This is a genomic window from Pseudomonas sp. LBUM1649, from assembly GCF_059716155.1.
The window spans coordinates 5,505,539-5,518,980 of sequence record NZ_CP166807.1 but is presented as its reverse complement, the minus strand read 5'-3'; the positions used below and the strand labels follow the sequence as shown (position 1 = coordinate 5,518,980).

Annotated in this window: 9 protein-coding genes and 1 pseudogene; 7 read left to right on the top strand and 3 right to left on the bottom strand. The window is 59.5% G+C overall.

Going from position 1 to position 13,442, the window contains the following annotated elements:
- Positions 1-66 precede the first annotated feature (66 nt).
- The 5 genes from ACA058_RS25495 (at position 67) to ACA058_RS25475 (ending at position 4,163) form a co-directional block, all read left to right on the top strand.
- On the top strand, positions 67-441 hold the full coding sequence (locus tag ACA058_RS25495) for a GtrA family protein (protein WP_497636440.1): 375 nt from the start codon (positions 67-69) through the stop codon (positions 439-441).
- Positions 438-1,379, top strand: a complete 942-nt coding sequence (locus tag ACA058_RS25490; protein ID WP_497636439.1) for a glycosyltransferase family 2 protein — start codon at positions 438-440, stop codon at positions 1,377-1,379. The genes ACA058_RS25495 and ACA058_RS25490 overlap by 4 nt, the downstream gene beginning before the upstream one ends.
- A 1-nt stretch (position 1,380) precedes the next feature.
- Positions 1,381-2,889 carry a glucosyltransferase domain-containing protein gene (locus ACA058_RS25485; RefSeq protein ID WP_497636438.1) on the top strand — a complete coding sequence of 503 codons (1,509 nt, stop codon included), beginning with the start codon at positions 1,381-1,383 and terminating at the stop codon, positions 2,887-2,889.
- Between the two features lie 176 nt (positions 2,890-3,065).
- Positions 3,066-3,500, top strand: a complete 435-nt coding sequence (locus tag ACA058_RS25480; protein WP_497636437.1) for an NUDIX hydrolase — start codon at positions 3,066-3,068, stop codon at positions 3,498-3,500.
- A gap of 24 nt (positions 3,501-3,524) precedes the next feature.
- Positions 3,525-4,163, top strand: coding sequence for a LysE family translocator (locus ACA058_RS25475; RefSeq protein WP_497636435.1), 639 nt, complete (start codon positions 3,525-3,527; stop codon positions 4,161-4,163).
- 156 nt (positions 4,164-4,319) lie between these two features.
- Here the strand turns inward: ACA058_RS25475 and metR are convergent, their stop codons facing one another.
- Positions 4,320-5,237, bottom strand: coding sequence for a transcriptional regulator MetR (gene metR / locus ACA058_RS25470; RefSeq protein WP_008056654.1), 918 nt, complete (start codon positions 5,235-5,237; stop codon positions 4,320-4,322).
- Between the two features lie 108 nt (positions 5,238-5,345).
- On the opposite strand from metR, the gene ACA058_RS25465 reads away from it, so the two are divergent.
- On the top strand, positions 5,346-6,620 hold the full coding sequence (locus ACA058_RS25465; protein ID WP_497636433.1) for a hypothetical protein: 1,275 nt from the start codon (positions 5,346-5,348) through the stop codon (positions 6,618-6,620).
- Positions 6,621-6,661: 41 nt separating this feature from the next.
- Here the strand turns inward: ACA058_RS25465 and ACA058_RS25460 are convergent, their stop codons facing one another.
- A complete protein-coding gene (locus ACA058_RS25460; protein ID WP_497636432.1) occupies positions 6,662-11,869 on the bottom strand; it encodes a dermonecrotic toxin domain-containing protein in 5,208 nt (1,735 codons plus the stop codon).
- A gap of 206 nt (positions 11,870-12,075) precedes the next feature.
- Here ACA058_RS25460 and ACA058_RS25455 point away from each other — a divergent pair, with 206 nt between their 5' ends.
- The gene (locus ACA058_RS25455; RefSeq protein ID WP_497636431.1) at positions 12,076-13,110 is read left to right on the top strand and encodes an alpha/beta fold hydrolase; all 1,035 of its coding nucleotides are present in this window, start codon (positions 12,076-12,078) and stop codon (positions 13,108-13,110) included.
- Here ACA058_RS25455 and ACA058_RS25450 read toward each other — a convergent pair.
- A pseudogene (locus ACA058_RS25450) lies at positions 13,107-13,268 on the bottom strand (helix-turn-helix domain-containing protein); the annotation flags it as partial. The gene ACA058_RS25455 and the pseudogene ACA058_RS25450 sit on opposite strands and share 4 nt — an antisense overlap.
- Positions 13,269-13,442 lie beyond the last annotated feature (174 nt).

Genomic DNA, 13,442 nt, shown 5'->3' with positions numbered 1-13,442 from the left:
TGCGATTTCTGACAGCAGACAAGCTCAAATACTTGTGTGATCCGCGTTCTATCGCAGGAGCGTCACGTGAGACTTTCATGCAAAGGCTTGTCCAGCTACACCGTGATTGGCGTTGCGAACACGCTGATTCACTGGCAGATCTTTTTTCTCTTGAGCGTGGCTGCCGGCTTCACACAAGCGGCCAGCAACCTGGCAGCCTTTTGCGTGGCGGCCTCGTTTTCCTTTTATATGAACGCGCTCTATACCTTTGATGCCAAGGCGTCAGTCGGCGGTTATCTGTCGTTCATGGTGGCGATGGGTGCGCTCAGCCTCGGTGTCGGCCACGCCGGCGATGTCTGGCGGTTGCATGGCTTGCTGACCGTGGCGCTGTTTTCTGCGTTGAGCCTGGTGTTCGGTTTCCTGTTTTCCAAGTACGTGGTGTTTCGTGAGCGTGACCTATGAAGGTTTCGCTCATCGTCCCGGTGTTCAACGAAGAACAGGCGATCAATCTATTTTATCAGGCGGTACGACGTGAGTTGAAACTCGACGGGGCCGAAGTCGAGATCGTGTTTATCAATGACGGCAGTACCGATGGCACGGCCGAACAGGCGTCGGCCCTGGCGCAGGTGGACGAACAGGTGATGCTGATCAATTTTTCGCGAAATTTCGGCAAGGAACCGGCGCTATTTGCCGGTCTGGAATATGCCAGCGGTGATGCGGTCATCCCGATGGACGTCGACCTGCAGGACCCGATCAGCGTCATCCCGCGGTTGATCGAACAGTGGCAAAAAGGCGCGGACGTGGTTCTGGCCAAGCGCCGCGACCGCACCTCCGATAGTTATTTGAAGCGCCACAGCGCGGCGCTGTTCTACCACCTGTTGAATCGAATTTCCTACACCCGGATCGAAGAGAACGTCGGTGACTTCCGGCTCATGGACCGCAAGGTGGTGGACGTGATCCGCACCTTGCCCGAGCATCAATTGTTCATGAAAGGCGTGTTGTCCTGGGCCGGGTTCAACACAGTGGTGGTGGAATACGAGCGGGCCGGGCGCGTGGCAGGAAGCAGCAAGTTCAATGGCTGGAAACTGTGGAACCTGGCACTGGAGGGCGTGACGTCTTTCAGTACCGTGCCGTTGCGCCTGTGGACCTACGTTGGCGGCGGGATTTCGATTTTTGCGGTGCTGTACGCGGTGTACATGGTGCTGGACAAGATATTCTTCGGTAACAGCGTGCCCGGTTACCCCTCGTTGATGACCGCTATTCTGTTTCTCGGCGGCGTGCAACTGATCGGCATCGGTATCCTTGGCGAGTACGTCGGCCGGATCTACATCGAAGCCAAACACCGACCGCGCTATGTGGTCAAGGACATCGTCGGCGGCAAAGACAGGCGCGAACCCTAGCATGGGCAGGTTCAGCGATTTCTTCATCAAGGAACTCACTCGACGTCAGGCCTGGCTGTTTTTTCTGCTCGCGACCTTTGTGTATGTCCTGCCGTTGATCCTCGCGGATTATCCCTACATCGATGACAACTGGCGCTCGCTGTCGGCCGGCATGGCCTGGGCAAAGGAAGGGCGGTTGTTCGCCGAGTTGTTCTACAACGCGCTGACCTTCAGTAGTGGTGCGCCGAACATCTTCCCGCTGCCATTGTTGATCGCCACCCTGTCCATGTCCTGGGCACTGACCAGCCTGACCTTTCATCATTTCCGCCAACCGACCATCGCCTGCTGCCTGGTGCTGTTGCCGCTCTGGTACAACCCGTTCTTCCTGCAAAACCTGACCTATCAATACGACGGCCCGGTCATGATCTTGAGTGTGGTGGCGGTGATCTACGCCATCACCTTTCGTCATCCGTCGCGCAGCCTGCAATGGCTGGTGCCTTCCTTCCTGATTGCGCTGGCGCTGGGCCTGTATCAAGTCAGCATCAATGTGTTTCTCGGCCTGTGCTGTCTTGAAGTACTCAGGGCGGTCAATGACAAAGTGGCCTGGCCGCGGTGGGGCGGTTTGATCGGCTGGAGAATCGCCCAGCTGATTCTCGGTTGGCTGATCTACTGCGTCAGTGCATACCCCTTCATGGGGCAGGATCGCACTGTGTTGCTGAACGGTGCAGCGCAGCCTTTGCTGCAAATCCACATCAACATCGCGCGAGTACTGGAAAAAGTCGTGCTGCTGTTCCATGGCGGATTTGCCTGGGTGTCCGCCGGGTTGCTGCTATGCGCCATTGCCGGTGCTGTTCGTCTGGGATTGAAGGTTGTCGAGCGAAATGACAGCGTGCCGAAGAAACTCCTGATCGGCCTGTTGTGTTTGTTGGCAGTGCCGGTCGTGGTGTTGTTGGTATCCGGTGTCGCGCTGTTCTTCCGCGACTTCAACGAAGGCGCCAGGACCTTGATGGGGTTCGCGGTGTTGCTGGTGCTGCTGTTCTATTTGAGTCATCTGGCGCTGGCAACGGTCCACGAACGCTTGCCGCTGCTGTTGCTGATACCGCTGCTGGCCATGTTGTCGTTATCGTTTGCCTATGGCCGGGTCCTGACGGTGCAGAAATCCTTCGCCAGCAGTGCGCTGAACAGCCTTGAACGCGACATCACCAGCCATCAACCCTTGCGTGACGCCAAGCGCATTTACATGTCGGTGACCTATTCCGATCACTGGCTGCTGGGGGCGGCGGGTTCGTTCAAGCAGATGCCGGTGTTGCATTATCTGCTGAACGTCGACTTCTACATGCTGGCTGAAAACCTGCCCAAGGTGGGTATCACCAACGTGGTCGCGGAGAAGGAGCGACGCAACGCGACGCGGGTGGGTTATCAAGGCTACCCGCCGCTGGTGGAGAGCCAGTACTACCGGATTTACCTGATTGGGGATTACGGTTTTATCGTCATGAAGGAACCTGCCCCGATCAAATCGCTTCATTGGTGAAGCGCAATGTCGGGGCTGTGAAGGTCAGGCCGCCGCACAACTGGGGCCGAGTTGCTGCTGGTAACCAACGGCAACATGTACCCCTACGGTCCGACTCGCCGCATCAATACGGGGGCCTTTGATCATAGGTGGCGGACATGTGATCCTTGCCGCTTTTGAGTCAAAGGCCTTTTTTCATGTCGACGTTTCCTGCCCAACCTTGTGGACTTATCCACATCGCCGCCGCCCTGTTGATCGGCCCCGACGGCCGCACCCTGCTAGTGCGCAAGCGCGGCACCCAGGCGTTCATGCAACCGGGCGGCAAGATCGAGGCCCATGAACAACCGGTCAGCGCACTGGCCCGGGAGCTGGAAGAAGAGTTGGGGCTGCTCATCGATCCGACGCACGCCACTTTCCTCGGGCAGTTCTCGGCCCCTGCCGCCAATGAGCCGGGTTTTGTCGTACAGGCCGAACTGTTTCTGCTGACCATCGATGCTGATGTCACCCCGGCCGCCGAGATCGAAGAAGTGCTCTGGATCGACCCGGCCACCGACGGTGGTGTCGTCCTGGCGCCATTGACACGGGACCTGATCCTGCCGTTTTATCGAGCTTCGCTGACCGCGACCGCTTGATCATTTACGCAAAAGACTTCGCCCATGATCCCGCTTCAAGACCTGCTGATTTTCGCCGCTGCCGCGTTGTTGATGGTGCTGACACCGGGGCCGAACATGATCTACCTGATCTCCCGTTCGATCTGCCAGGGACGCAAGGCCGGGGTGACTTCGTTGCTCGGCGTGGTCGCGGGGTTCTTCGTGCATGTGTTCGCCGCCGCGGCCGGCTTGACCGCGGTGTTCCTGGCGGTGCCGATGGCCTATGAAGTGTTGAAGTGGGCTGGCGCGCTGTACCTGTTGTGGCTGGCCTGGCAGGCGGTCAAGCCGGGCGCGCGTTCGCCGTTCAAAGCCCAACAGTTACCACCGGACTCGTCGCGCAAGCTGATCACCATGGGTTTTCTCACCAGCGCCCTGAACCCGAAGATTGCGGTGTTTTACCTGTCGGTGTTTCCGCAATTCATCACCCCCGAGCACGGTTCGGTGTTCACTCAAAGTATCGTACTGGGGCTGACCCAGATCAGCGTCAGTTTCTGCGTGAACCTGATGATCGCCATGTTCGCGGCGGGCATCGCGTCATGGTTTGTCAGCAATCCGACCTGGCTGGCGATGCAGCGTTATTTCATGGGCTTTGTGTTGTCGGCGCTGGCGCTGCGCTTGATGCTTGAGCAAAAACGGATGGCCTGAACATGTGGACTTCGACAAGATCCGCTTTTGTGGCGAGGGGACTTGTCCCCGTTGGGCTGCGAAGCGGCCCTAAGACCTGCGAGCACGGTTGTCTGAAAAATGCAGGGGAGTGCTTCGCACTCCAACGGGGACAAGTCCCCTCGCCACAGGAGTGTTCTAACGAACCGCGCTAACACCATCCAGCGTCGAAAACGATGTGTCCTTGGCCGTCAGCAAAAAATCGCGCATATACGGCGCATCGAGCATGTCGGCCCGAATTGCCGCATACAGCGTCGCAAACAAGCCTTTCTCGCCCAGGCGCTTGGCTTTCACGTAGCCCCGTGAGCTGTATTCATGCAGCGCCCAATGGGGCATGCCGCACACGCCGCGGCCGCTGGCCACCAGTTGCATCATCATCACCGTCAGTTCCGAGGTGCGGACCTGGGCCGGTTCGACGTCGGCCGGCTCCAGGAAGCGCGTGAAGATATCCAGCCGGTCACGTTCCACCGGGTAGGTGATCAGGGTCTCGGTGAGCAAGTCTTGCGGGACGATGTAGGCCTTGCTGGCCAAGCGGTGCTGGTTCGCCACCGCGAGCATCGCTTCATAGGTAAACAGCGGCACATAGGTGATCCCTACCAGTTCCACCGGGTCGGACGTCACCACCAGGTCAAGGTCGCCACGGGCCAGGGCGGGCAGTGGGGCGAAGGAGAAGCCCGAAGCCAGGTCCAGCTCGACTTCCGGCCAGGCGTCGCGGAACTGGTCAATGGTTGGCATCAGCCACTGGAAGCAACTGTGGCACTCGATCGCCATGTGCAGGCGCCCGGCGGTGCCACCGGCCAGCCGCGCGATGTCGCGCTCGGCGGCGCGCAGCAGCGGCAAAGTGGCATCGGCCAGTTGCAGCAGGCGCAAACCTGCGCTGGTGAAACGCACCGGCTTGGTCTTGCGCACGAACAACGGCATACCCATGCGTTCCTCAAGCTCCTTGAACTGATGGGACAGCGCCGACTGGGTCAGGTGCAGGCGGTCGGCCGCATCCACCAGGCTATCGGCTTCGCGCAAGGCGTGCAGGGTCTTCAGGTGACGGATTTCAAGCACCGGGGGCTCCATGAGGAAAACTTGTGATCAACACGAAAAGGTTGAGTTTGTCTCATGATGGGTCGGATGTCGATAATAGCGCCATCTTTTACCCAGGAGCAATTCGACATGGCCGTAGCCAACACCCTTGGTTTTCCCCGCATCGGTGCCGACTGCGAACTGAAAAAAGCCCTCGAATCCTACTGGAAGGGCGACCTCGACCAAAAGGCGCTGAAAAGCGTTGGTCGCCAATTGCGCGCCACCCACTGGCAATTGCAGAAAGACGCGGGCATCGACCTGCTGCCGGTCGGCGACTTTGCCTGGTACGACCAGGTACTGACCCATTCCCTGGCCTTTGGCGTGATCCCCGAGCGTTTCGACAGCACGCGGGACGAGCGAGGCCTGCCGAGCCTCGACACGCTGTTCGCCATGGCCCGTGGCGCCACGGCGAGCTGCTGCGGCGGCGAGCACGGCAAGGCGCAATACGCCCAGGAGCTGACCAAGTGGTTCGACACCAACTACCACTATCTGGTCCCGGAATTCAGCGCTGAGCAAAATTTCAAGATGAGTTGGGAACAGCTATTCGACGAAGTCGACGAAGCCAAGGCCCTGGGTCACACCGTCAAACCCGTGATCATCGGCCCGCTGACTTACCTGTGGCAGGGCAAAGTCAAAGGCGAAGACTTCGACAAACTCGACCTGTTGGAACGCCTGCTGCCGGTCTATAACGAAATCCTCGGGCGTCTTGCTGCCCAAGGAGTGGAGTGGGTACAGATCGATGAACCGATCCTGACCCTCGACTTGCCACAAGAATGGAAAAACGCCTTTGAACGCGCCTACCATATCTTGCAGTACTCGCCGCTGAAAAAGCTGCTGGCGACCTACTTCAGCGGCCTGCAGGACAACCTCGGCCTGGCCGTCGGCCTGCCGGTGCAAGGCTTGCACATCGACGCGGTGCGCGCGCCGGATCAACTGCTGCACGTGCTCGATCGCCTGCCAACCTACAAGGTTCTCTCGGTGGGACTGGTCAACGGCCGCAACGTCTGGCGCTGCGAGCTGGAACCGGTGCTGGCACAACTGCAATTTGCCCAGGAGCGCTTTGGCGACAACCTGTGGGTCAGCAGCTCCTGCTCGCTGCTGCACAGCCCGGTGGACCTGGAGCGCGAAGACAAACTCGATCCGGAACTGAAAAGCCGCGAAAACGTGTCGCGCATCCACTCGCCGCGGGTGCCGGACACCGCCGAGATGGTCAAGTTGATCAGCAAAGCCGTGAAGCGGATCCCGGCCGAGCGGCTGTGGGTCAACCCCGATTGCGGTTTGAAGACCCGGGCGTGGCTGGAAACCGAGGCCGCCCTGGTGAACAGGGTCGCCACGGCACGACAACTGCGCAGCCAACTGGCTTGAGGACGATAACGGGAGCGGATCAACCGCTCCCGTGTTACCTGTCAGACCTGCTCGAAATGTCGCAATGCCGGTGATCTTTTGCCGATGTCGGCATAGGGAAGGTTGGCGTCATCGGCGTGGGTCAGAAACCGGTATTGCGGCAGTTTCAGGTGCGCCTTTTCGAACCCGGCGAAGATAGGCGCCGCCTTGGTGTAATGAAAATGGGCGTACCACAACACTTTGGGCGGGACGTCGGTCAGGTCCCAGATTTCGTATTCCTGCAGGTAATCGGCTCGGCCGTCAGGGCGTTTTCGCAGACTTTTGATCGGGCTGGTTTTACGTATCTCCACGGCGTTTTGGCTGATCAGATCATCGAGCATTCCATCCGTAGGGTTTTTGCTGCGCAGTGACTGCCGGGTGCGCATCTGCCGTCCGGTGGCAATCAGTTCCGTCGCCTTGTTACGCAGTTGCTGGATGACAGGGCTCTGTGGGGCAACGGCTTCGATATCGAGCGCCCGGCGCGTCAGTTCGCTGGCCTCACTGACCATCATGTGCTCCAGATCGACCGGGAGCATGTCCTGCGCTGCATAGGCTTGAATCTTCGTCTGATAGCCCTGCTGCGACTGCAGGCGGTTACGCGCATCTTCAATCATGGCACTGAGGTCCCTTTGCGCGGGACGAGCGGTCGGCTCTGGTGGATTGAGCAAGCGAAACTTGCCGTTTGCACCCTGTTCCCATATTTCCTCGACGCCACTGCGACCGGTCAGGATGTATTGGCGCTTCTGGGTTGTCGGTTCCCAGCGTTCTACCCCGATCAACAAGTGGTCGTCTTCAGTGGTGAAGACTTTCTTGCTGCGTTGCCCGGCTGGCAGGGCGGGAGCCGGTAGGTCGATGGCCTTGCTGGCCCGTTCGGCCATTTTCTCGATACCCTCCAGCAAGGGCGCCACAGCGTCGAGATGAAAGTGCTGTGGATAGCTGGCGGTCCAGACATTCATGCCACGACGGAATTGTCGGTAGTGCTCAAGGCACTCCTGAAGAATCTGATTGCGCTGGGCCCGGGTGGCGGTGACTTCCGGCAGGCTATATTGGACGAACAGTGCGCGGTCGACTTGGGTCCGCAGGCTGTCGGCTTGGGCCTGTAGATGGAACCAGGAGAGATCCTTTGTCGTGTCGAAGCGTTTGACGGTTTCCAGCAGATGACCGGTTTTCAGGTAAAGCAGATTGGATTCGCTGAGACGTCCGTTCAACATCGTTACTTCGGGTGTCAGTTGTGCCTTTTCGGCGCTGACCGTAATGCGCTCGTACCACCGGTTGAGGTCGCGCATTGCAGTTTCCATCTGCTCTACGTGGCCGATGAACTCCACACGCAGCTTTCGGATGTCGTGCAGAATCCGAATGCGTTCGGCGAGCGCACTGTCCGGTAGTGTGTCCAGTTGGTCGACTAAAGCGTCGATTTTGTCCATGAGCGGATCAGCCCGATGGTTGGCAAAGAAAACTCGCTGCTTTTGCCTGTCGGCGATCAGCAGGGCGTCATGACTTTGCATGTCTTTGAGTACGCGCCTTTTGTTGCCATGGGTCAGGGGCGCCAGGTCGACCAGTGTCTGATAGTGCGTGCTGGCCATTTCGATGTCGCCGATGCAGGCTGCTTCGGTGGCCCGAAGCAGGGCCGGACGGGCTTCGATGGGGCTGGTGTTGTACGTCTCCAGGGCCGCGTTGGTGCGCTGGACCCGAGTATCGAGCCGCGGCGCAAAGTCGTCGGCGGCTTCGGTCAATGCGTGGTGACGGCGAAACAACCGATCGGCCCACCACCGTGGCAGTCGTTGGCGAATGGCGGCCGGCCAGAGCGGGTCGAGGGTGTCCGCCAGATGCCCGAGCACGCCGCCACCACCCAGCCCGCCACCCTCGAAAGTCGACCCGTAAACACCGAACCAGGTGTCCCAGCGGCCTGCTTCATCGAGAGCGATGGGTTGCTTGTAGGTTTTTTTATGAGTGCCGCTCAGTCGCCAGCCGCGTGAGTCCTTGCTCGGTTCAACCTGGAAGATACGGCCCTGGCGAGTGATAAAGTCGCCATCGGCATGACGGTAGACATTGCGATAGACACCGTGCTCGACCGGTTGCAACCCGACGAGGGATATCGGTTTCTCATACTCGTAACCGGCGAAGCGTTGGGCGATGTGCCGCGCCTGGTATTTTGATGTCGGTGGCAAGGCCATGGCGCCTTCGCCGAGCGCCCGCAACTGACGAGCACGGGTCAACGCGCGGGCGGCCGTGGCCGATTTGGTGCCCACCCTACTGGGAAGAAGGTCCATGGCGGCATCGATCAAAGACAATAGCACCGACTCTATCTCTGTCAGGCCTTCACCCACATCAGCGCGTAACAGCGCCGCGACGGCCCGATTGGCACTGCTCCAGGCATCGTAGAGAGCAACGACTGCGCCAACAAAGGGCACAATACCCAAGGCCATTTTTATGTAATTCAATGCCTTCGGTCCGCTGAGCGCGTAGCGTTCCAGAAATAACGCATCGTTGGAACGCGAAGTGCCGCGATGGGCTTCGATCAGGCGTCCCATCTGTGTATTGAGCAGGTGCGCGGCCAGCGAAGTGACCGCCGGCCAGCGCACCCCGACACCGATCATGGCGTCGAAGTGTTTGAGTACTGCCTGGTTGATCCGGCTTTCATGAGCCCGCACGTCTCCCAGCAAGGCGCGACCGGCCAGATAGCTGACCATCTCGCTGCGCAGGCACAGGTTGAACAGGGACTTGCGCGCTTCTTCGAGGCTGTCGTAACGGCGCAGGAACTGGCCATCGGGACTGTCCGGCAGGTATAACAAAGTCATGCCGCTGGCCTGTTCCTGAATGAACGTCACGCCGGACAAGGTCACCGGGCCTTCGTTGGGGGTGTCCTTGCCGCCCGCGCTCAGGTAGGCCGGCAATATCTCGATGCGCTTGCCGCCTGCGTGCCAGGCTTGCGGGGTATCGGCGTCGATGGCGGTGTTCAGGACTTGCAGGTCGTCGAGGCTGATCTGCCTTTGCAGGCGTGCACACTCACCTTGCAGCTTGAGGGTCAGGCGCCAGGGCTCGATCAGGCATTCCCGGCGATGTTCCCTTACAAACAACGGTTCGCTGTGACTGCCCATGAAGGTGTCGTAGATGAGTTGTTCGTAGGCCTTGGGCAGATCCAGCTCCGGCAGCGTCTTGAGCAGGTAGGCATGGGTGATGCCGGCCGTCAGGGCTTGGCGTTCACCGGCGTCCGCCGTCGTGACCTCCACACGCATGAAGCCCAGGCGCAGGGACAAGGGCTCAAGCCGCATCGACGGCGTGTTGTCGATATTGAGCTGGGCCAGTTCTTCGAGTGACATCTTGCTTCTGCCGGCACTGGGCACTGCCACCAGTTTTTGCGGGGTGCCGGGAGCCGCACCGTCGGTCAGTTGTTTTTGCAGTGTGACGGAGTCGGGCAGGTCCAATTGGACGTCAAAGTCACCTTTGAGTGAGAAGTCTGTGCGCAGCTGCGCCTGAAGGTGTCGACGGGTGAATGCGTCGCGAGGCACCAGGGTTGTTTCCAGTTGTTCGTGGCTGCGCTGCATGGCCTGGATATAGTCGCTGGTCAGGCTTTTGAGCTTGGCACAGTCGGGTGCTGCCAAGGTGGCCAGCCAGGTGGGAAGACGGGCAACCATCAAGGCACTACGGCGTTGTTCCTGTATATGCGTGAGGGCCAGACTTCTCGCTGCGTTCACCGGGACCTGCAGCAACGCCAGTGTTTGTCTGCGCAGCTTTTCCAGTTCCTGCGCACGTTGTGACGCCTGCGCGCTGTCAGGATAGCGCTGGCGTGTTTGCGCGGCCTGTTCTTCGAAAAGGCTGATCTGTTGATTGAGGCTGTACAGCAGCGGATCTGTCGTGATGGTCTTCAGTTGCAGGGTCAGCATCGAGTCCTGTCCCTGGATTTTCAATAACTGCTGTTCCAGGTCTTTGCGGTTGGCCAATCGCTGCAAGCCGCCGCCGATGCCGGGCCAGTAAAGCAGCAGACTGTGGGGCGAGTCTGGATTGGACAGCGTTTGCGGTGGGGCAATGACAAACACCCCTTTGAGCTCCTGGCGCAAAGGGTCGCCAGTATCTGTTCTCATACTCAGCGACAGACTGGCGAATGCAACGTCAGGGTCGTGCTCGGCGGCATCAGGCGTGTCCAGCAAGACCCTGAGCAATTCGAGTTCCGTGCTATCGAGCTGATTGAGCGTGCGTTGAAGTTCAACCTCGGCCTTCAAGCCGTCCTTGTGTGCCTGGTAAAGTGCGTTGAAGCCACGATTGAAAGTTGTCAGGTCCAGCGTGCGCGATCGGTAAAGCAGGGTGGATGCGGCCGTGTCTGCAGCAAGCTCTGCGGTTTCCAGCGCCTTGAGTGTGTTGTCGAGTGCCTGATGACGGTCACTGTCCAGAGCTTCACCCAGCAGTGTTTCCAGCGCCGCACGCTGTTTGCCAAGCGAGGTCTGGCGTAACGCCAGTGGAATATCGGCAGCCAGGCTATCGAATAGCGATGATTGATCTTCATCGCCAAAGCCTTCGGTCAGCTCCAGGTCCTCAAGGGTGGGCGCTTGGGCAAACACCTCGGCGAGGGGGGCTTGCAGTGCGGGCGAAAACAGTTCCGCGATGCCTGTCGTCAATGGCCCGGTCTTGGCCGTGTATTCAAACCTGTAATGGCTGGGTAACTCTGGCGGAGCGAGTAATTGCGTGGACAACCAATGCTCCATGTCGCTGCGTTCTTTGAAGGCCTGGACGGGAACCGGTCGAGAGGGCAAGTACAGCAATTGCGCGACCGGTTGCTGGTTGCCCACGCTAATCACCCAGGCCGCCGGGAGTTTCAGGATGCTGTTGTCGCTCAACTTCAGCGCCAGGTGTTCGCAGTGGATCAGTTGATCGTCCAGACGCATTGCCAAGGTTTCGGAGTCCAGAACCAACCACAGCGGTTTCAATTGTTCGGCGCTCAGGGTTCTCAGGGCGAATGCCACTTGGGCCGCTGCTTCGATATGGTCGCGGTACAACTGATTGGCTCGATCACGCCGCGACAGCGGTGTACCGGAGGCGCGGGCAGCCCAATAGGCATTTGCGCCTTCGTTCAGCGGCGCGCCTGCGAACAGCGCCTGCAAACCTTCCTGGCATGCTTGCCAACGGGTCAAGGCGCTTTGCAACAGGCTCTGATCGATATTGCTCGGCAGCGTTGAAAACTCGGGTATGGCGGTTAACTCGGGGGTGGGGAGCGTCGGGAGCAGTCTTTCGGTCATAGTGACGGGGCTCTTCTAAGGGGAGCGGCGTGTCCACTCCTGATGGAGCGCCATTAAAAAAAAATCCCCCAGTCCTGTGGCACTACATAGTTATCGCGTCGACCACTGAGCGGCATTCATGAAACTGTCATGCAACTGTGGCAGCGCGCTTGAACAAACTTCATCAGACTCGCGCTCTACTGGGGTTCTGTGTTTCGGTGTTTTTCATGTGTGCACGATTTTTATCGACAGCGGCCTTTTTGACCGCGTTGTTGTTGAGTTTTCCATCTTTTTCGGCGTCTCGCTGTGACGTCAATGTGGCGACCGAACGGGTCGACCTGGATCAGGTAAGCCTGGCGTACCAGAGCATCGGTCGTGCCTCGGACCCGGCGTTGCTGCTGGTGATGGGCCTGGGTGGGCAGTTGATTCACTGGCCTGACGAAGTGGTGGTCGCGCTCTGTCAGCAAGGGTTTCGGGTGATTCGCTACGACAATCGCGACGTCGGCCTGTCGACATGGCGGCAAACCCCGGTGGAGGCCAATCTGACTTTTGAGGTGTTGCGCTACAAGCTGGGTTTGCCGGTGTCGGCCCCCTACTCATTGACCGATATGGCGGACGACGGGCTGAGCCTGATGGATGCGTTGCACATCGAGCAATTCCATGTGCTCGGTGCCAGCATGGGCGGCATGATTGCCCAGCACATGGCGGCGATGGCGCCACAACGGGTCGAGAGCCTGACCCTGATCATGAGCACTTCCGGAGCCGAAGGTTTGCCCGCGCCGAGTGCGGCGCTGCTGCAGTTGCTGGCGCGTCGGGGGGCACCCAATCGTGAAGTCGCACTGGAGCAGCAGGCGGACCTGCTGGCGGCACTGGGTAGTCCGGCGGTGACTGATGATCGACAGGCACTGCTGCATCAGGCGGCACTGTCGTATGACCGGGCATTCAATCCTGAGGGGGCCAAGCGCCAGATCCTGGCGATCCTGGCCGAGCCGAGTCGAGTGGCATTGCTTAACCAATTACGGGTGCCGGCGCTGGTGGTGCATGGCACGGCCGATCCGTTGTTGCCGGTGATGCATGGCGTACACCTGGCGGCGCATTTGCGTGGCAGCCAATTGAAGTTGATACCGGGGTTCGCTCATCGTTTTCAGGAAGCGTTCAAGGCGCCTTTGCTGGCGGCCGTATTGCCGTATCTGCGGGCTCATCGAGAGGACACTTCGCATTGGGCGCAGATTGAGCCTGTGGCTGAACACAACCTTCTTTAACGCACGATCTTGTCCACGTGAATGCCCAGTTTCTTCAGCCGGTACCAGAAGCTGCGCTCGGAGATACCGATCAACTGCGCCGCCGCAGCCTGCACACCGTTGCTCTGGGCACGGGCTGCCAGGATGTAATTCTTTTCGACGTGCGCCAGTGCGGCTTCCCCTTCGCGAAACTCCTTGTTGGCCACCGCGTCCAGCAGGTTTTTGTTGGTTGCGGCAATCACTCGCACCGGGGGTGTTGTCGCAAGCGTCAGCAACAGCGGGCATTCGCGCAGGGCTGTAACAGGGGGTTGTGATCAGCCGTGCAGGCGAACCCTGACGCTGACCAGCACCGT

Excerpts from the sequence above, each read along its gene's own strand:
- ACA058_RS25465 (WP_497636433.1), top strand. The coding sequence starts at position 5,346 with ATGGCCGTAGCCAACACCCTTGGTTTTCCCCGCATCGGTGCCGACTGC.
- ACA058_RS25480 (WP_497636437.1), top strand. The coding sequence starts at position 3,066 with ATGTCGACGTTTCCTGCCCAACCTTGTGGACTTATCCACATCGCCGCC.
- ACA058_RS25475 (WP_497636435.1), top strand. The coding sequence starts at position 3,525 with ATGATCCCGCTTCAAGACCTGCTGATTTTCGCCGCTGCCGCGTTGTTG.
- ACA058_RS25485 (WP_497636438.1), top strand. The coding sequence starts at position 1,381 with ATGGGCAGGTTCAGCGATTTCTTCATCAAGGAACTCACTCGACGTCAG.
- ACA058_RS25460 (WP_497636432.1), bottom strand. The coding sequence starts at position 11,869 with ATGACCGAAAGACTGCTCCCGACGCTCCCCACCCCCGAGTTAACCGCC.
- ACA058_RS25455 (WP_497636431.1), top strand. The coding sequence starts at position 12,076 with ATGTGTGCACGATTTTTATCGACAGCGGCCTTTTTGACCGCGTTGTTG.
- ACA058_RS25490 (WP_497636439.1), top strand. The coding sequence starts at position 438 with ATGAAGGTTTCGCTCATCGTCCCGGTGTTCAACGAAGAACAGGCGATC.